14 protein-coding genes are annotated in these 17,751 nt (G+C 46.5%); 6 read left to right on the top strand and 8 right to left on the bottom strand.

All coding sequences use genetic code 11. The features are described from left to right. The first annotated feature begins 23 nt into the window (after positions 1-23). Positions 24-1,718: a VWA domain-containing protein gene (locus PHW04_13750; GenBank protein MDD2716949.1), complete on the top strand. Its 1,695-nt coding sequence runs from the start codon at positions 24-26 to the stop codon at positions 1,716-1,718. Further along, positions 1,676-2,521, top strand: coding sequence for a ketopantoate reductase C-terminal domain-containing protein (locus PHW04_13745; GenBank protein MDD2716948.1), 846 nt, complete (start codon positions 1,676-1,678; stop codon positions 2,519-2,521). The genes PHW04_13750 and PHW04_13745 overlap by 43 nt, the downstream gene beginning before the upstream one ends. A 339-nt stretch (positions 2,522-2,860) precedes the next feature. Here PHW04_13745 and PHW04_13740 read toward each other — a convergent pair whose 3' ends face one another. Next, on the bottom strand, positions 2,861-5,023 hold the full coding sequence (locus PHW04_13740; protein ID MDD2716947.1) for a U32 family peptidase: 2,163 nt from the start codon (positions 5,021-5,023) through the stop codon (positions 2,861-2,863). A 104-nt stretch (positions 5,024-5,127) separates the two neighbouring features. On the opposite strand from PHW04_13740, the gene PHW04_13735 reads away from it, so the two are divergent. Further along, positions 5,128-6,258, top strand: a complete 1,131-nt coding sequence (locus PHW04_13735; protein MDD2716946.1) for an ankyrin repeat domain-containing protein — start codon at positions 5,128-5,130, stop codon at positions 6,256-6,258. On the opposite strand, the gene PHW04_13730 is transcribed toward PHW04_13735, so the two are convergent. From PHW04_13730 to PHW04_13710, 5 genes are read right to left on the bottom strand one after another with little or no spacing between them, the layout of a single operon-like run. Continuing rightward, complete coding sequence (locus PHW04_13730) at positions 6,255-6,698, bottom strand: small multi-drug export protein (protein ID MDD2716945.1); 444 nt, start codon at positions 6,696-6,698, stop codon at positions 6,255-6,257. The two genes, PHW04_13735 and PHW04_13730, sit on opposite strands and share 4 nt — an antisense overlap. Beyond that, positions 6,695-9,301: a GDSL-type esterase/lipase family protein gene (locus PHW04_13725; GenBank protein MDD2716944.1), complete on the bottom strand. Its 2,607-nt coding sequence runs from the start codon at positions 9,299-9,301 to the stop codon at positions 6,695-6,697. Before PHW04_13725 ends, PHW04_13730 begins: the two co-directional genes overlap by 4 nt. A 20-nt stretch (positions 9,302-9,321) precedes the next feature. After that, positions 9,322-11,244 carry a lytic transglycosylase domain-containing protein gene (locus tag PHW04_13720; protein ID MDD2716943.1) on the bottom strand — a complete coding sequence of 641 codons (1,923 nt, stop codon included), beginning with the start codon at positions 11,242-11,244 and terminating at the stop codon, positions 9,322-9,324. Then, positions 11,177-11,755 (bottom strand): acyltransferase, encoded by a 579-nt coding sequence (locus PHW04_13715; GenBank protein ID MDD2716942.1) that lies wholly within the window; start codon positions 11,753-11,755, stop codon positions 11,177-11,179. The genes PHW04_13720 and PHW04_13715 overlap by 68 nt, the downstream gene beginning before the upstream one ends. Before the next feature lies 1 nt (position 11,756). Beyond that, entirely contained in the window at positions 11,757-12,836 is a 1,080-nt protein-coding gene (locus tag PHW04_13710; protein MDD2716941.1) for a hypothetical protein, read from the bottom strand. Positions 12,837-13,115: 279 nt separating this feature from the next. Here PHW04_13710 and PHW04_13705 point away from each other — a divergent pair, with 279 nt between their 5' ends. Further along, the gene (locus PHW04_13705) at positions 13,116-13,385 is read left to right on the top strand and encodes a hypothetical protein (GenBank protein ID MDD2716940.1); all 270 of its coding nucleotides are present in this window, start codon (positions 13,116-13,118) and stop codon (positions 13,383-13,385) included. 258 nt (positions 13,386-13,643) lie between these two features. Here the strand turns inward: PHW04_13705 and PHW04_13700 are convergent, their stop codons facing one another. Beyond that, a complete protein-coding gene (locus PHW04_13700) occupies positions 13,644-15,611 on the bottom strand; it encodes a hypothetical protein (GenBank protein ID MDD2716939.1) in 1,968 nt (655 codons plus the stop codon). 170 nt (positions 15,612-15,781) lie between these two features. On the opposite strand from PHW04_13700, the gene PHW04_13695 reads away from it, so the two are divergent. After that, positions 15,782-16,180 (top strand): HEPN domain-containing protein, encoded by a 399-nt coding sequence (locus PHW04_13695; GenBank protein ID MDD2716938.1) that lies wholly within the window; start codon positions 15,782-15,784, stop codon positions 16,178-16,180. Between the two features lie 8 nt (positions 16,181-16,188). Next, entirely contained in the window at positions 16,189-16,464 is a 276-nt protein-coding gene (locus PHW04_13690; GenBank protein ID MDD2716937.1) for a nucleotidyltransferase domain-containing protein, read from the top strand. Between the two features lie 345 nt (positions 16,465-16,809). On the opposite strand, the gene PHW04_13685 is transcribed toward PHW04_13690, so the two are convergent. Continuing rightward, positions 16,810-17,667, bottom strand: a complete 858-nt coding sequence (locus PHW04_13685; protein ID MDD2716936.1) for a glycine--tRNA ligase subunit alpha — start codon at positions 17,665-17,667, stop codon at positions 16,810-16,812. Between the last annotated feature and the right edge of the window lie 84 nt (positions 17,668-17,751).

Raw genomic sequence — 17,751 nt, 5'->3', positions numbered from 1 at the left:
CTCGATATCTCTTCTTATTATTGATGCTTCTTTTTCATGATCTTCTGAGAGGTGAATCTTATTTCACCGATTCTGTGGAGATCGCACAGCAGAATTCAATTTTATGGCAGTTCAAGCCGGGTGGAGATGACTATTACAGAAAAATCCGGACCGGCGAAGTGACTCTTTCCATAGCTGCTAAAATCCCTTTCACACTCAGCAGTTTTTATGAAAAACCATATATCACGATCTTCATAGATAAAAGCGGCAGCATGAAAGAAGGCTTCCTGCGTCTCCAGAATTTTTTCCCTGAACTTCTTACAAGCCTCCCGGACTGCTATCTGAAACTTATCCTGTTTGACAGGTTGTCTCAGGCAACCGAATTTCAGGAAAATTCCAAAGTAAACTTCGATCTTTCAAAAGTGAAGCCTGGTGGTTCCACCAGGCTCTGGGACCTGCTTTATTTCGAAGCGAAAAAGCAACAGAATTTACTCTCGCCAAAATTTTTCATCGTCTTATCAGACGGGAATGATCAGGCTGTCCTGAATTCGCCCCGCCCCTATTCCCAGTTCAAGGTCGAGGACGTGATCTCAGGAATGAACAAAATCAACTGCAAGGCCATACTTAGAAGCTTCGGCCACGATCCGGACAGGGCCCCCCTCAAAACTATTGCGGATTCCACAGCCGGAATCTATCAGGAACAATGCAGTCCTCAGGAAATCGGAGATTTTCTCAGGCAGAATCTGGAGTTTTTTTATGCCCTGCGTTATCAGGATCCATATCAGAAACTCTCTTCAGGAAAAACGCGCAACATCTGCCTGTCCGGTAATTACAAGCAGAAATTCCAGATCAGCACATACAAGGATTTCCAGACCGACAGAGGTTTCCTGCAGCCGATTCCTGGCCGGAAAAGCGATGCCTTTTCGCTCTTCATCTCAAAAATTTCGACTGCGGATTTCCCGGAAACGATTATTTATTTCCAGGCATATTATCAGGGTCAGAATGTCCTGGACATGCAGAGCGGGGACTTTGAATTCTATCTGAAGACAGACGCTGACCTTTTCCGCTGGGAGAATCCTGAAATCCCGGTCAGTCTGGGAATATTCATTGATACCAGCGGCAGTCTCGCTAATGAAGAGCAACTGTCCAAAACTATCCTCAGCCAGGTCCAGTCTACAATTCAGTCCAATGTTTCCGCTGAAATTTTCACTCTCAGCGAAAGTTACCCGTTTTTCGAAAAAAATACCCAGGAAAAGCTTGAAGAGCGGTCATATTCCGGTCCGACTCCATTGTACGATGCCCTGTTCAACCTTTCCATGCATCTCAATGCAGATAACCAGCGCAGCCGTCTGCTCGTGATCACAGACGGCTGGGACGAATTCTACGAAGGAAGCCATAACCGATTCAGCAAAAAAAAGGCTGTCGAATTAATCAACCTGGGCTATTCCGCCTGTGTGAAATTTTACACCTGCCCGATCGGGAAAGACCCGAATCTCAGGACTTTAAGGCTGATCGCTGAAGGCACGAACGGGGATTTTTTCCCGCTCGGAACAGTACCTGTGGAAACCCTCTGCAAGCCGGAGATCTTCCGCTATTTTCTGAGATTCGAGAACCCTTTTTTTGCTACCGAAATACCTGCCTATGTCGATATTAAAATCAGGAATGTCTGCTTTAATTTCTATTTTCAGGGGGTTGAATGGCAGTTAACGCCTTTGCCATTGTCGGAGCAGGCTCGTTAGGCACGGCCATTTCTCAACTGATGCCGAATTCCGTATTAATCGGCAGATGTGAAGAACCGCCTCTCTATAAAGGCAGATCGATTAAAAATTTTACCCGCAAGCCTGAAATAATGCGCAATTCATATACAGTGCTGTTCTGCGTCAAAGCTTACGACCAGTATCAGACGCTGCTTGAATACCGCAGGTATCTCAACAAAAATCAGAACATCATCCTGATCTCCAACGGATTCTACCAGAGATATTTCGCAAAAAGGCTGCTTGGCGATCTGCCGAATGTCTGGGCTGGATTCACTACCATGGCTGCCCACAAAACCGGAAACAGTGTCAAGCTCATCGACAAGGGTAAATTCTACCTGGCCCCGCTCTCAGATTATCCGCAGCTTCTGCCCAGATTCACGAATCTGATAATTTTCCTGTGTGATTACAGCCTGATGTCATGGCAGAAAGGCATTGCCAACAGCCTGATCAATCCGCTCGCCACACTGTTCGAGGTAAAAAACGGCGATCTGGTCCAGAATCAGCCCCTCTATAACATTTTCGGGGATTTGTATAATGAAATCTGCTCGCTGAAGTTCCTGAAGCGCTACCCGGACAGAGATGAACTTGAGGGAATGCTCTGGGGAACAGCCGACAACTACTGCTCAACCCTGCAGGATTTTAAATCAGGAAAACCTTGCGAACTGCCCTATATCACAGGTTACCTTCTGAAACAGGTCAGGAAAAACAACTGTTCCCTACCTCTGCTGTCAGCGATCTATGATCTGGTGCTGGAAAAATTCAAAAATCGTAAAAAAGATAATTAAAGCAGATTGTTCAAAAATGACCAGATGCAAGGCGCGCGATTCAGCGCAAAGCGAGATGTACTAAAAGGTACTTTGAGTTGCGCAGGAAGGGCGCAACGCCGCAGATGGTCGTTTTTCAACAATCTGCCTAAAAAGAAGGTAACCGCTCATGATGAGCGGTTAGAGGACTAGAGTATAAGTGGACTACAGGTCTGAAGAGGTTTTGAACTGAGGGGGGTACCTCGTATCTGTTCTCTGCTCTTCACTTCCGATAATACCCGCTAACAAAAGGTTAATCCAGTTACAATTTGTTACAATTAGTTACAATTATATTTGTCTGCGGTGCATTTATTTTTGAGATCAGGTGATTTTCATCTTTAAAAGAAAATCCGAAAAAGCCTGATCGAACTGGCGCTCGTTCTCTGCAGAAAATGAAAAATCCACTCTGTAAATGTCAGCACAAGGATCAGGTTTCGGGGAGAGATACTTTTCATGTATGAGGAAATTCAGGCAGCGCTCCCGCTTCAGGGGATAGTTTCCGCCACGCAATCCTTCCAGAGAAATCCTCCCCTTTGCCTGGAGCTGATTGTAAAAGCAGCAGGCTGAAAAAAACAGCACTGGCTTGAAAACAACCACCTGTTCGCATTCCACTGGATGTTCGCCTGAGAGCAGAAATTCCAGTTCCCTCACAGGAAGTTCCGGAGAAACTGTCAGGCGCTTGATACCCTGATCTCCTGCAAAGACAAGTGCTGAACTGTTTGCCATCGGCAGGAAATAATCAAGCATGACCTGGAATCCCTTTTGCCTGGCAAGCTGCCAGGTGCCTGTGTCTGCGACCAGAATCCTGTTGAATCCCTGGTTCCACAAACCGGACAGGATTTTTCCACGATCCTCGTAACCCACTGGAAACAACCAGGGTACATGATTAGCGGAGACATTCACTATCTCCGCGAGTTCGTAATAAAAATACAGACCTGCGAATTTATCAGCATGTTTCTGATATTTCCTGAAATCCGCTTCAGAATAGACTTTGGCCCAGAGCTGCCTGGTCTTCTGACTCACCGTTTTCCCAGTCCGAAAAACTCCACTTGTGGCTAAAACCAAATCGTGTTTTAGCTTTTTAAAGAGCCTCTCCCTGATCTCCCGCTTGAATCTGTTCAGCATGGTATAGCTCAGAAACGGCTGCCCTTCCACAGTAATCGTCACGTCTGCCTTCATCTTTTCAGCTTTGAATACTTCAAGTTTTTCTTTGAACTGTCCCATATCCATCGGAGTACGGGCTGCATCAAGTACGATCTCTGAATTGAATTCCTCTTCCTCAATCCAGTACCGGATTTTTTCATGCGGCTTCAGAAACACCTTCAGCTCGAACTCAGACTGGAAATTTTCCAGCACGATTTTTTCGCAGTCAGCGGTCGAAGGTACGTAATTCAGAAAAATTGTTTCAGGCTTTTTCTGAGGGTCTCCCTTGAATCCACCCCAGATTTTCCAGAAAATACCGCTGTGATCGGCTTTGGTAATGATCCCGCCCCTCTGTCCGAAAAGGATTCCCATGCCTGGTTCAATAGCCCTGGTAAGTTCCGCCTCGATCCAGTTGTTCCCCTCTGCCCTGGTTTTTCCGATCTCCTGGCCCCTTGGAGTTTTCGATTCAATCAGACCTTTGGGATTTCTATGATTATAATGGCCTTTAGTGAAATCCCGGTTGAACACAAAATCCAGCGGATTTTTCCCTGCCGTCGAATCAGAGAGCGTTTTCAGGTAATGTTCCCCGACCTGATAGACGTAATTTGAATTTTTGAGCCTGCCCTCGATCTTGAAAAAGCAGAGCGGGTGTTCCGCAATTTCATCCGCCAGGCAGAGATCCCTGGGAGACAGCCAGCCGGCCTGACCCAGCGTCTTGCCGTCACGCACCAGGCTGTAATCCAGGCGGCAGGGCTGGGCACAGTCGCCGCGATTCCCGCTTCTGCCCCCGTGAAAGCTGGAAAAATAGCAGACTCCTGAAAAGGCCACACAGAGAGCTCCATGGACAAATCCTTCCAGTTCCAGCTGTTTTACGGCCTTCTTCATTGCGATCATTTCAGTTCTGGTGGTCTCTCTGGCCAGAATGGCTCGGGAAAAACCAAGTTCTTCCAGGAATTTCAAGGAATGAATGGAGTAATTGTTCATCTGGGTGGAAGCATGGAGCACGAGTTGCGGGAATTTCTCCCGCAAAATCTTATACAGTCCGAGATCCTGGATGATCAGGGCGTCAGGCGGGCATTTGGACATGAAATACAGAAATGTGAGAAGTTTCTTCATCTCTGACGGATAAATGATCGTGTTCAGGGTGAGATAAACTTTCATCCCTTGCAGATGAGCCGTGTGGATGATGTCCATCAGCTGCGAGAGACCGAAATTGGCAGCCCGCTTCCGGGCGGAGAACTTGTGGAAACCTAAGTAAACGGCCGGGGCCTTGAGAGCCAGGGCAGCCTTGAAAGAAGCCAGATCTCCGGCAGGAAGCAGCAGCTCGAAGTTTCTTTTCATAGCTTCAATATACTGAAACAGGCTGGAATTAGCAAAATTTGACCTTAGTATAACGGATTTTATTAAATTTGCGGAAATTGAAGAAAACTAAGTACAATACTTGGATGAGAAAAAAAACACTTCATTTGTTTTTTTTCATTCTGGCACTGGGATTTTATCTTTCTGTTGTGGCAATTTGTCTCAACATAAACTCAATCCTCAGACGATTTGAAGAAGTAACTAAAACCGAACGATATAATCTGGAAGTGGACGGTATAAATAAATGCATGGCAAATCAGATGGCCATTAACCCTGGTTTTTGGGACTATTTGTATCAAAAAACAACTCCGGGCCGCCTGGATAAATTTAATAAGGATTCCCATTTGCTGGAAAAATTCAAATGCCCAAATAATGGTCAGTACATTATTGTTAATGCAGTTCCAAGATATTACTGCCAATGCAGCTATCATGGATGTCTTTTTCCACCTAAAGAAAAGCTGGAAATCGATTGTTTTCCTGTTGATTCTTTGATCGGAGCATTAAATGACTGGAAATTGGATCCTGTATTCAAGTTTCACGGCAGACAGAAAGCTGAAGAGTTGATTAGAGATGGAATAAATCTGAATGAAATTGAAAAAAGATTTCTTTCAACACCGCTTTGCTATGCGATGATTTTCGGTTTTCAGGATCTGGCAAACGAGATACTCCGCAAAGACAAGGAATTTTACTATACCCAAACAGGCTCACTGAAAACTGCGATCAAATTTGGATATTCTGACATTGCTGACCAGCTCTACAAAAATTACATGGGAAATGAATTCAACTCCCTGGATACGAATGAACTCAGAGATGATACAATCCTTCAATATGCAATCCATTACAATGATCAAAAAATCGCACTAGACATGATTTCCAAGAGTCTCGAGATCAATCAGAAAGGATATAAAAATGATACTCCCTTGATGACTGCCATTGAATTTAAACAGACAGAAATTGCTGAATTATTAATCGAAAAAGGTGTTGATGTAAATGCAGTTAATGGCAATGGTATGTCAGCCCTGACACTGGCAGTGTCTCACTCCATGTTTAAGATCTCTCAATTACTGATAGAAAAAGGGGCGGATGTCAATCTTGTTCATCCCATGGGATACACAATCCTTGATTTTGCTCCTTCAAACATAAGTAAAGACTTACTTGAACTGATTCGTTCCAAAATGTCTGATAAAACTTCTAAAAAACCAAAAAATACTTTTTAACCCGCCAGAGCCCTGAATCCCGCCAGCCCGGTCATGCCGGCCAGGGTCAGGCCTGCACTCCAGAGCAGCACTCCGCAGACTGTCCAGAACAGCAGCCGCTTCGGTTCAGCGCTGAGGGCGAGGCCGATCAGCATGCCCAGAAACGGGCCGGTCAGCAGTGGAGAAAGCAGGCCGATCCCCGGGATCCCGTATCTGTTCCAGATCCTGTAAAATCTGCCTTCGCCCTCCAGGGAAATCTGCAGCTGGATTTTTTTAAGTGCCCAATCACGCAGCCTGACTCCAAGTACAGCCACTGCGACTGATCCGCAGGTGCCGCCGGTAACTGCCCAGAAAAAGGTTTTGAGCGGGGAAAAGCCGAAAGTGAATCCTGCAGGGATCGCTGCCCAGAGTTCAAAAGGGCCGAGCATCAGAACAGTCAGGATCTTCAGGAATTCTGTCACTGAGTTCTGCCCAGCAGCCTGAAATTGTAAAAGGCATTCCTGATCAGCGATGGTTTTTTAAGAATGAGAGCTGAAAACAGATAAGCGAATGTGGACAGGAAATATTTCCCTTCCATCCTCAGGCAATAGGCCACAGATTCATAAAAGCGCGGGTCCAGCCTGCGGGAGAGCTTGTAGAACATCAGCCTGGCCCTTTTGTATGATCCTGTTTTCTGATGTGCCTCAGCCAGATAAGCGTAAACTTTGAGTTCCTTGATTCTGTAATATTTATGAAGTACCAGCAATGTCCGGTATTTTTTCCGTTCAGTGAGAAAACCGGCCAGGATCAGGAAATCAGCGGGGGATTTTCCAGCCTGGAACTGTCTGTATGCTTCGAGAGTCGCGTTCAATCCAATTCTCGCTTTCCGCATCATGCTGCCGAGGGATCTGTTGATCGCTTCCTCGATCAATTCTAACCCCCTGGTTTTGAAATGTAAACCGTCTTCCAGATAGCAGTCTGGAGGCAGAGCTGTTTTGGCAAGATCAAGCAGCTTGCAGCCTGCATCATCGGCAACAGTCGCAATGATACTGTTGTAGAGAGAAGTATCAGGAGGATTGCCAATTTTAGTTTTGCAGAAAATATCCGGGAGAGTCAGGCAGAGCGTGGACAGTGCCGGGAACAGTTTTAACAACTTCCGGTAAAACTCTCTGAATTCAGCCGGGTCGCGCTCCATCAGGGCGTCATTTGCGCCGATGAAGACCACGAAATAATTATCCCTCAATGGCTGGAAGGTTTCCATCTGCGCTGAAATCCTGTGATAGAGGTCTGAAACGGAGTCGCCGCCTACACCCAGGTTCACAACCCTCAGATTAAATTCATCCGCCAGCGCATATGCGATGGTCGGTTTGACGAATCTGCCCGCTGTTTCAGTAAGAGAATTTCCCAGCCTGAAGACTCTCGAAGAGCCTGGTTTCAATTTTTCGCAGACTTCAGCCAGTTCTGCGGAAAAATGGTCCAGATACGGGTAATATTTCAGGGCTTTTTCAGGATCCCCGCTCAGATAATGGCAGAGCGCGAGATCCCGTTCAGCGGCACTCACACCTTTTTCCACCGCCAGTTCGAGATAATGCACTGCCTCGTGGAAATTTCTGGAATAGAGTGCCACCTGTCCCAGGCTGTGAAAATAGTCTGCTTTCTCATCCAGCAGCAAGGCTTTAAGAAAAGAATCTCTCGCTTTGTATAATGAATGACCCAGACAGTATCCGTCCAGCGGAGCTTCCGGAGAAAATTTGCCGATCTCCATGGCTTTCTTCAAATTTTCCCTGGCTTCCTGGTATTTTCCAATGAAACCATAAGCCTCCCCAAGTCCTGCCCAGATTTCTGCGTTTTCGGAATGCCTGAGAGCTTCGCTGAATTCTTCCACAGCCTTCAGATAGTCACCCTTCTGCAAGGATTTTCGTCCCTTCTGATAGTGGGTTGCCGAGTTTTCCCGGGGAATTTTTTTAGCGACACGGCACACGAATCCTGATTCCAGATCGCTGCGCCCGACTGAGCTGAGAAACCTGGAAATCTCTTCCAGGGTTATCTCATGAGAGGTCTGGTCGAGGCAGTTTGAGCAGAGCGGCAGAGCGGAAAATTCACCCCTGATATGGGAAAATCTCAACTGATTGATCTGAGCCCCGAAAAAAATCTCCTTCAGTGATTTTTCCCTGATATTCCCGAGCTCCATTGAGCATCCGATATCACGGCAGCAGGGTGATACTGTTCCATCATAACGCACCGCAAGCTGCTGCCACAGCACTACGCATGGTGGCCTGCCGCTGTCAGCAGCCTCTTTAGCTGTTTCCAGAGAAGTCACCCTGGCAGCTTGAGACTCGCGCTCAAGTTTAGCACGGATCTGGGAGTGCAGGTTGCGCGCTTCAGCCTGCCCAGCCGGATCTCCTGTCTGTAACAGCCGGAAAAATATCGTGTCACGGTCGAAACTTGCGGAATCATTGAAAACAATTTGGGGAGAGCTCCCGAATTCTGCGAATTTCTGCTGCCAGAATCGATTGAATTCGATAGCTTCATTAAGATTTCTGTCCATCACGATGAACTGCACAGTGATGCTCGGGGATTTCAACCCCGCAGTCCTGCGGTAATCCAGAAAGAATTCCAGGTTTTGCAGAAGGACTCCGAATTTTCCTCCCTGCCTGATTCCTTCATAAGTGTTCTGGTTTACAGCATCGATGGAAACAGTGATCGGCCCGAAAATGCCGGATCGAATGATCGCTCTGCTCATCTCAGGATCGCAGAGCAGAAAATTGGTATGCATGGAGAACACGTTGAATCCGGGCAGGATTTTATGCCTGGCCGCTGCATATTCGACCATTGCCCTGAATTCCGGGTTAAGCAGCGCTTCACCGTTCCAGAACGGGAGAATCGCATCGACCTTGATTCCGTCAGTTGAAGTGATCTCGTCGATGATACTCCGGTACAGCCCGAAATCCATCTGCCCGCGGGGAGTACTGGCTTTCACTACCGGGTCTCCCTGCGGACACATCACGCAGTGCAGGTTGCAGTAACTGATCGTGTCCAGGATCAGGATCGGCAGACGATCTGTGGGGACAATGGCTTTGAACATTAAACTTTCCAGCTTTTGAATTATTCGGAAGGATTTCTGTAATTGTAATAGCTTTTGAATACTTTTGCGAGGTAATTCTTAGTCTCTGAAAACGGCACGAACAGAAGAAAATTTTCAGGTCCGTAACGATCTATCCATTTGTCGACATTACCGGGACCGCCATTATATGCCGCAATTACATAAATCAATTTTTCGGGGTAACCGGAATACCTGTCCTCGAGGATTTTCAGATATGCGCTGCCCAGAGTCACATTGAGATCAGGATCGAGCAGCGCCTGTGCACCTTTTTTCCGGATTTCGAGTTGCTTGCAGAGCCAGCTGTAGGTGCCGTCCATGATCTGCATCAGACCCATGGCTTCAGCAGATGAGACTGCGCGGAAATCGAAACGGGACTCTTCCCTGATCACGGCAAGAATCAATGCGGGATCAAGCTTGTATGTCCCGGCCCTTTTGTTGATCAGATCAGCGTAAAAAACTGCCGAATCAGAGTATGCTGCCACCAGCCTGTAATATCCAAGCGACACCTGGATTTCACGCTCGTCCGGAAGTTTCTTGATCAGATCGAGGGCTTCCTTGACAAATCCTGCCTTGAACAGATGGTAATATTTCTGTTTTTTCATCTCAGCTGTAACTGGCTGTGGCTGGTATGTATCTAATGCATCCGCGCTTTCAGATCTGAATTTTCTTCCGGAAGCCAGGATGTAATAACTGTAGGGAGTTTCAGGATAGTCGGTAAGTAACACATCAGCAGCTGACGAAACAAACTCCGCGTCCTTCAGCAATTTCCCGAGCAGGTAGCGTAGAAAATAAATCTCAGGAGCGTATTTATGGTTCCCGTATTTAGCGATGAACAGTTTGGAAAAATAGGAAGCTCCCTGATAATTCTTGTAGCGGAATGAACACTTAGCCAGGTTGTAAAGACTCTCAGCATCGTGCTCAGCGTCGTGACACTTTTCAGCAAAACCCTGCGCTTTCTTAAAAAGCCGCAAGCTTTCTTTTTCCGAATCAGAGGAAAGCATTATCCTGGCTGTCTCCAGATACAGGTCGGAAATTTCCTTCTGGGAAAAAAACGATTCGGTCAGGTATGGCTCGATCTTTGGCAGATATTCGCAGAACTTCCTTTCCTTCTTTTTCAGAACTTGCAGAAAATCCAGCATCAGTTCAAATCTGGCCTGTGTTTTACTGTTAAGTGCTGTTTTTACCTGTTCCCAGGAGGCAGGAATGTTGTCCCTGTGAAATTCAACCAGTGCGGTCAGATAGTTGCGGTCAGCCTTACTCAAATCTGATTTCCCGATCACTTCGAGAGCTTTCCCTGAGTTAATCCCCACCAGTGCAGAGGCAAACTGGAAGAAATTCCGGGAAAGAACGCTTTTCCAGCAGTCGCTGTAAAAAGGTCCCAGTGACTGAAGGGCTCGCTTGGCCAGCTCCATGTCCTGCTCCTCCAGGAGCAGATTGAGAGTCCCGTAAACATTGTTGCGCACTCCAGTTCGGACTGCGATCCTCAATTCACAGAGCAGGAATTCTCCATGGGATTGATAATTCCTTGTCAATTCCAGGGCTTCGGCATATTTTTTTCGCGCTAGCAGAACTGATTTCCTGGTTTCGACGATTTCTCTGAAATAGGGGAAATCCTGACTGATAAAATCGTCGGCTTTCAGGATCAGGTTTTCGTAAATCGGATCATTCAGACGATCGCAGTTTTTCAAAATTAAATAATAGACGTAATCATAAGCTGTATATTGACGTGAGATTTTTCTGAGCAGATTAAGGCTTTGATTGTAGCTGTGATTTTTATAAAGTTCGTACCCTTCCCTGAACAGGTCCAGGTCGTCGGCGAACAGTCCTGAGGACAATAAAATCAATAATAAAATCGCCTCAGCAAGGCTCGATCTTGTTCTCCGCTTTCTCGCGATATTTTTTTCCGCAGTCAGAGCATTTCCCATTTTTGCCTTTAGTAAATCCAATTCTGTTTCCACATTCACACATCCATCCGATGATCTTGGCCGGTACTCCGGCAACCAGAGCGTATGGAGGGACATTTCTGGTCACCACCGCTCCTGCTGCTACAAAGGAATATGCACCGATAGTCACGCCACAGATGATAGTACAGTTTGCGCCGAGTGTAGCGCATTTTTTCACCAGTGTAGATTTGAATTCATTCTTCCGTTCAATCTTGCTTCTCGGGTTGATCACATTGGTGAAGACCATCGAAGGACCGCAGAATACGAAATCTTCCAGAGTCACTCCCTTATAAATACTCACATTATTCTGAATTTTGACGCCATTCCCGATCCTGACTGACGGCCCTGCCATTACATTCTGCCCGAATACACAGTTCTCGCCGATTTCAGTGTCCTGAAGTATGTGACAGAAGTGCCAGATTTTCGTACCGCTTCCGATCCTCACGCGTTCATCCACGTAAGACGAGTCGTGTATAAAAATATCCTTCTTCATTTCAGCCCACTCTTACCAGATTTGGATGCAATAGAAAATTCAACAGATCCCGCCTGATATCGAATGACCTGATGTCTTCAGGCACCATCTGTCCCATGGTGATGTATCTGATCCGCAACCCGAACAGGTAAATCAGGCTGAAGAGATTGCCGAAATTCGTGGTCTCATCAAGCTTGGTGAAAATTATCTCATCATAATCGAATTTTTTGTATGATTCGCAGATATCCACAAGGTCATCATACTTCGTGACAGCTGAAAGCACAAGATACTTATAAACCTTCTTGCCAAGCGTGGTTAGAAACATGAATGACTCCAGTATTTCCAGGCAGTCATGCTGGCTCCTGCCGCAGGTGTCGATGAAGACATGATGGTCCTGATGCTCGTTGATCACTGTCTGCAGCTGTTCCACGCTGTAAACACGATATGTCTTGGAATCCAGTATGTCTGAATAGTTTTTGAGCTGTTCCGGGGCCCCCAGCCTGTAATGGTCCAGTGTAATGTAGATAATCCGATGCGGGTCCAGCTCGCTTTCCGACAGCTTCAGCGCAGAAGATATCTTGGCCAGAGTGGTGGTTTTACCGACTCCGGTAGGCCCGATGAAAGCGTATATTTTTTGTTTGATGTCTACTGCAGCCGGTAACTTTTCGATAATTTTTGAGAGTTTGCTTTCAAAATCGAGTTTGTCGTCAAACATTTCCATTTCGGATGCCAGTTTTTTCACCACCGGTTCGTCGATGCCAAGTTCCATCAGTTTTTTTTCGGTCGGTGAATGCGACGTGTTTTCGAGATTTCCTTTTTTTTGCTGGCAGAGAGAAACAAGCTGGGTCAGTGTTTCCTTGATTTCTTTAAGTTCGCTCTCCAGCTGTTTGATCTTGTCTTGAGGACGAAGAGTGTTCACTGCAAAACATTTCCGCTCGGCAGTAGCAAGAACTTCAAAAAAAGCTCCTCCATATGAACTTGCTCCATCATCCAGCCTCTTGCTGTGCAGAATCACTGCTTCTTCGCCCAGGTCGCTCTTGATCATCTGTCTTGCTTCAGACATGGACTTAACTAGATACTTCTTGGCTTCATGTGCATACATACTTGGATACCCTCTCCCCAGTTCTTTAAAATATTTTCTTGGCAATCTCCAGTGCGAAATAGATAAAGAAGCATACTAAAGCTCTTTCCGGAGAATTAGCCCTTAAATCCGCCATTCCGGCGCAAAGACACCCGGGAGAATCGAAAAACCTTAAACCGATTATTTTTTTTGTATTTTTTGGATGATTTAAGTATGCGAAAAATAACAAAGTTGTTCAAGTTTTTTTTATTACCACATAACCTTGAAGAAAATTCCCATTTCAGTCGATATTTCTAAGGTATGAAGAACCTAAAAAACTACCACCAACCAATTCTGGATAAACTGTACTCTGAAGTTTATGCGGATCTGGAGGTTATCGAAAAATGCCTGCAGCCCCAGCAGGAAGCTGCCGTGGGCTGGTTCGGCATGCTGTTTGAGAAGCTCAAGAAAGTGCTGTTCTATGAGCTTCCGGTCGAGTTCGAGATCGAACAGCTGAAACCACCTGAAACTGCTGCAAACAAAAGTGTTACTCAGAATCAACAAGAAAATAAAGAGATCAAAGTCGCCTGATCAAAGGCTCATCGCATTAATTTCATTAGAATTAACTTCCAGTTGATTGATTTCAAGCCGATAATTTTGATTTTACTAATTTCTATGCAATTGCATCTATTTTATTTATGACAAGTAAAACATGGTATTAGCAGACATAACATCGATTTATAGTTCGGTTATTACAACGAAGTGTGTTTGTGCATTGAATCCGTAGGGGCACCCTTCACGGGTGCCCATGAAACCTTGCGTTTCATACTGCAAAAGGAATACAGCTGATTACTGAATCGGATTGTAGTCCGGATGCCCGTTGTCGGCAATGTTCGATGTCAGGGTAGATGTGCTGCCTGTATTGAGATCATATGAATATATCTCGTAGTTTCCGTCACCGCCCTGAATCGAGGAGAACAGAATTTTCTGTCCGTCGCTGGTGAAATGTGGGTCCCTGCAGTTGCAGCTTGTGACAACAGCCTGCTGGGAAGTGCCGTCCGCGCTCATCTTCCAGACTTCCTCAAAGCCGGCTCTTTTCCGGATATAAGCGATGGTTCCTGTGATTGAGCTGGCTGGAGCATGTTCGTCGTCGGCAGTGGCTGTAAGACGGGTCAGATCAGCATTGTCGTGAGTAATCTCCCCTGTATCAAGCAGCAATCTAACTTTATAGATATTCCGATTTCCTGTAGCCACCTCGTCCGAGTCAGTGGTATAAAGCACCGAACCATCGTAAGTGAAGCAGGGATCGCTCTGGTTGTTAGTGTCGACCATCAGCTGATATGGGACTCGCTGGGTAGCAGGATCTGGCGCATTTCCCTGATAATCAACGATGAAAATCTGTTTTTTCCCGGTTCTCGTAGAGACATAGGCGATCCAGTCTGCAGTGGGAGACGCAGCAGGTGAGGAGTTTTCATAGTCAGTGGTAAGAGCGTTCGCCACTCCGCTGCTGATGTTTACGCGGAAGAGCTGATTGCCTCTGCCCCCGTAATTCGAAACAAAGAACACATTCTGCCCGTCTCTGGAAAACACGGGTTCAAAGGAATGATAGAGATCAAATGTGGGCAGTTTCTGAATGTTGGCGCCCTGCGGATTCATAGTATAGAGATAATAATAGCCTGACGCATCCATGTTGGAATGGAAGACGATATAAGGAGTGGTGCTTGTCTCCCTGGTTTCCACCCAGACATTCACGAAGTCATATTCCGACTGGGATATATCACAGGCCTTGTTGTCTTTGACCCTGAGCCCGAATACGTAAAGTCCTGTTTCCGAAGGAGTGAAGGAGGGTTTGATTATGGTATAGTTGTCTAGTGCCACCACAGGCCCTGCCACCTGTTCCCAGGCATAAGTCAGCAAGTCGGCAGCATCTTCATCGTAACTTCCGCTCCCATCCAGCGTAACCATCTCAAAAACGTGAGTCTTCACATCACAGCCGGCGCCGGCCACTGGCTGCGTGTCTTCGATTCCAGTAGTGTTCACGATCAGCCGCATGGTGTCGGCTGCCACATTTCCCTGATGATCAGTGACTTTCATCACCATGTCGTGGGGGCCCGGACAGATTTCAGCGGTCCCGATCTCCACTGTGCCGGTCAGTGAAGTGGCCAGCCTGACTTTTCCATCGCACTGGTACTGCCATTCGTATTTTATGATGTCGTTCGATCCGGCGCCGCAGTTGGTGCTGTCGCAGCTGTCCCAGTCATAAGCATAACCGTGCAGGATGAATTTATGATTGTTGAGCACTATCTTGTCGGGTCCGGCCCAGGCTCTGGGCATGGCATTCTTGATATACTGCATCTGCAGATCCAGGCGATAGATCCTGGGGGTGTAATATCCCTTGCCTCCCACCAGCTCGATCTTCTGGGCTACTGTGCTGCGGTTTTCGATCAGAGTGCGGTAAGTGGCGATCAGGTCTCCGGCTGAATCGTAAATATTGACAAGCGAAACAGACGCCGGGGTCCTGGTCAGGGGGAGATTGAACGAGCCGTCATTCATGATGTAGCAGGTATCGTAACCGATCTCAACCTTTCCGCCTGCCAGAGGGACATAACCCTGAGCCACAGGGGGCGCCATGCTCTTGGTCCTGACGTATCCCTTCTGCACATCCGTGTCAGGGACATAAACGTATCCAGTGTATGCGGTCTCAAGGCTCACCTTCGGAAATACCGTGACCTTGTCCTCGCAGCCTCCGTGTATCAGCAGGAGATAGGTCATCCCGAGCGTCAGCATGAAAAGGATCGAGTATTGGAATTTTTTCAAGTTTCCTCCAGAGCTATTGTAAAATGCCCTTTTGACAAGGGTCCGGAAGTGTTCCTTGAAGATTATCGGTAAAAACGGACCCGGGATTAGTGGAAAGAATTTGCATATGATTAAACAAGTCAGAAAGCAGGTGCTTGACCGGCTGAAAAATAACCTATAACATCAATAATATGGAGATCAAGGAAAAAGTTAATTACTGGCTGGCCATCGCTGAATACGATTTTGAAACCGCGAAAGCGATGTACATTTCAGGTCGATATCTTTACGTGGGATTCATGTGTCATCAGGTTTTGGAAAAGGCTCTGAAAGCGCATTATTGGATAGTTCTGAAAAAAGAACCTCCCTATACTCACAAACTTGAAGTTTTAGTGGCTGCAGTTAACCTTACTCCAAGTCTATCCGAAACTCAAAACAGACTTATCGATAAACTCACACCTTTAAATATTCAGATCAGGTATCCAAAAAACATGGAACTAATGATGTCATCGATAGATAGAGATGTAAGTGAAAAGCTGATCAATGAAACGGAGATTTTTTTTCAATGGATCAAGCAACAAATAGGATCATAACGAGATTTGTGAGTGCAGTTCTGGAAAAACTGCCGGCAAAGTCTATTTTTCTTTATGGTTCCTATGCTAGAGGAGAGGAAAAGGAAATCAGTGATATTGATATTGCTGTAATTGTAGACAAAATTGAGGGGAATTACCTGGAATTGTCGGCAGACTTGAATGGAATAGGCAGAAAAATAGACCCCAGAATCGAGCCGGTCCTGCTCCCTGATACCAAAGATCCTAGCGGTTTTCTGGAAACAATCATTAAAACCGGGAAAGTGTTTTATCAAAGGGCTGCCTGAAAAGTGCAGCATTTTCATGAGTTACTAATCATTTTTCCCAAACTAATCAGCAGCTTGCTGTATTCAGATTAAACATATTGCTCAAATGATCTTGCCCACGAAAAGTTGACACTCTGTAAATGATCTTTACAAACTTTTTTTCGCTGTAGCTGAGGTGACTGATAATTATAGGAGCGATGGATGTTTTCCGGAGGAATACACTATTACTTATCCACCGTACCGTGACGTGAATGAAACTGAAATAAAGCAATTTGCAGATGCCTTGCTGCCTCTGGCTGTCCAGGCTACGGCCGAGCTATACAAGCTGTTCTGGATGGAAACTCACCTGAATCAGATCCGAACCAATTAATTTTCGCTTTTCTTCAGATATGTCTCCGCACAGCCGCGGGCCAGAGCCCTCACCCTGCCGATGTAATTGGCCCGCTCATTGACGGAGATGGCGCCGCGGGCGTCCAGAAGATTGAAGGCATGTGAGCATTTCAGAGTATATGAAAACGCCGGATAGACCATTTCTTTAGAAAGAAGCGCTCCGGCCTCGAGTTCAAAAAAATCGAAACATTCCTTGAGCTTTTCCAGATTAGCGTACTGGAAATTGTAGAAGCTGTTCTCGACCTCTGACTGGAAAAAAATGTCCCTGTATTTAACCGTGTCATTCCAGTAAAGGTCAAAGATGCTGCTCGCCTTCTGCAGATACATGGCGATCCGTTCCAGGCCGTAAGTGAGTTCTGCCGGGCAGAGTTCGACCTCGATCGAGCCCACCTGCTGGAAATAGGTGAACTGGGTGATCTCCATCCCGTCCAGCCAGACTTCCCACCCCAGGCCCCAGGCGCCCAGGGTCGGGCTTTCCCAATCGTCCTCCACGAATCTGACATCGTGCTTCTTGAGGTCCAGCCCTATATATTCCAGGCTTTTCAGATACTGGTCCTGCACGTCGGAAGGAGCAGGCTTCAGGATCACCTGGAACTGGTAATAATGCTGAAGTCTGTTGGGATTTTCCCCATAACGGCCGTCTGTGGGCCTTCTGCATGGCTGGATGTAAGCAGCCCGCCATTCTTTTTTGCCCAGGGATCGGAGAAATGTGGCAGGAGCGAAAGTGCCGGCCCCAATTTCGTGGTCAAATGGCGGCAGGATCAGACATCCGCGGTCCGCCCAATACTGGCTGAGACGGCTGACTATCTCCTGGAACTGAAATCGCTTTTCCATAATCTATTTCCTTTAAAGATATTTTATATCATCCACTGTTAAATGCAAGGTTTCACGGGCATCCGTGAAGGATGCCCCTACGGT

This window comes from Candidatus Wallbacteria bacterium, assembly GCA_028687545.1.
GTDB lineage: Bacteria > Muiribacteriota > JAQTZZ01 > JAQTZZ01 > JAQTZZ01 > JAQTZZ01.
The sequence above is the reverse complement of the archived record's forward strand: the minus strand, read 5'-3'. Positions and strand labels throughout refer to the sequence as shown.

What these genes read in the sequence shown, in the direction of transcription:
- PHW04_13750 (MDD2716949.1), top strand. Translation starts at nt 24, where the DNA reads ATGCTTCTTTTTCATGATCTTCTGAGAGGTGAATCTTATTTCACCGAT.
- PHW04_13745 (MDD2716948.1), top strand. Translation starts at nt 1,676, where the DNA reads ATGGCAGTTAACGCCTTTGCCATTGTCGGAGCAGGCTCGTTAGGCACG.
- PHW04_13740 (MDD2716947.1), bottom strand. Translation starts at nt 5,023, where the DNA reads ATGAAAAGAAACTTCGAGCTGCTGCTTCCTGCCGGAGATCTGGCTTCT.
- PHW04_13735 (MDD2716946.1), top strand. Translation starts at nt 5,128, where the DNA reads ATGAGAAAAAAAACACTTCATTTGTTTTTTTTCATTCTGGCACTGGGA.
- PHW04_13725 (MDD2716944.1), bottom strand. Translation starts at nt 9,301, where the DNA reads ATGTTCAAAGCCATTGTCCCCACAGATCGTCTGCCGATCCTGATCCTG.
- PHW04_13720 (MDD2716943.1), bottom strand. Translation starts at nt 11,244, where the DNA reads ATGGGAAATGCTCTGACTGCGGAAAAAAATATCGCGAGAAAGCGGAGA.
- PHW04_13715 (MDD2716942.1), bottom strand. Translation starts at nt 11,755, where the DNA reads ATGAAGAAGGATATTTTTATACACGACTCGTCTTACGTGGATGAACGC.
- PHW04_13710 (MDD2716941.1), bottom strand. Translation starts at nt 12,836, where the DNA reads ATGTATGCACATGAAGCCAAGAAGTATCTAGTTAAGTCCATGTCTGAA.
- PHW04_13705 (MDD2716940.1), top strand. Translation starts at nt 13,116, where the DNA reads ATGAAGAACCTAAAAAACTACCACCAACCAATTCTGGATAAACTGTAC.
- PHW04_13695 (MDD2716938.1), top strand. Translation starts at nt 15,782, where the DNA reads ATGGAGATCAAGGAAAAAGTTAATTACTGGCTGGCCATCGCTGAATAC.
- PHW04_13685 (MDD2716936.1), bottom strand. Translation starts at nt 17,667, where the DNA reads ATGGAAAAGCGATTTCAGTTCCAGGAGATAGTCAGCCGTCTCAGCCAG.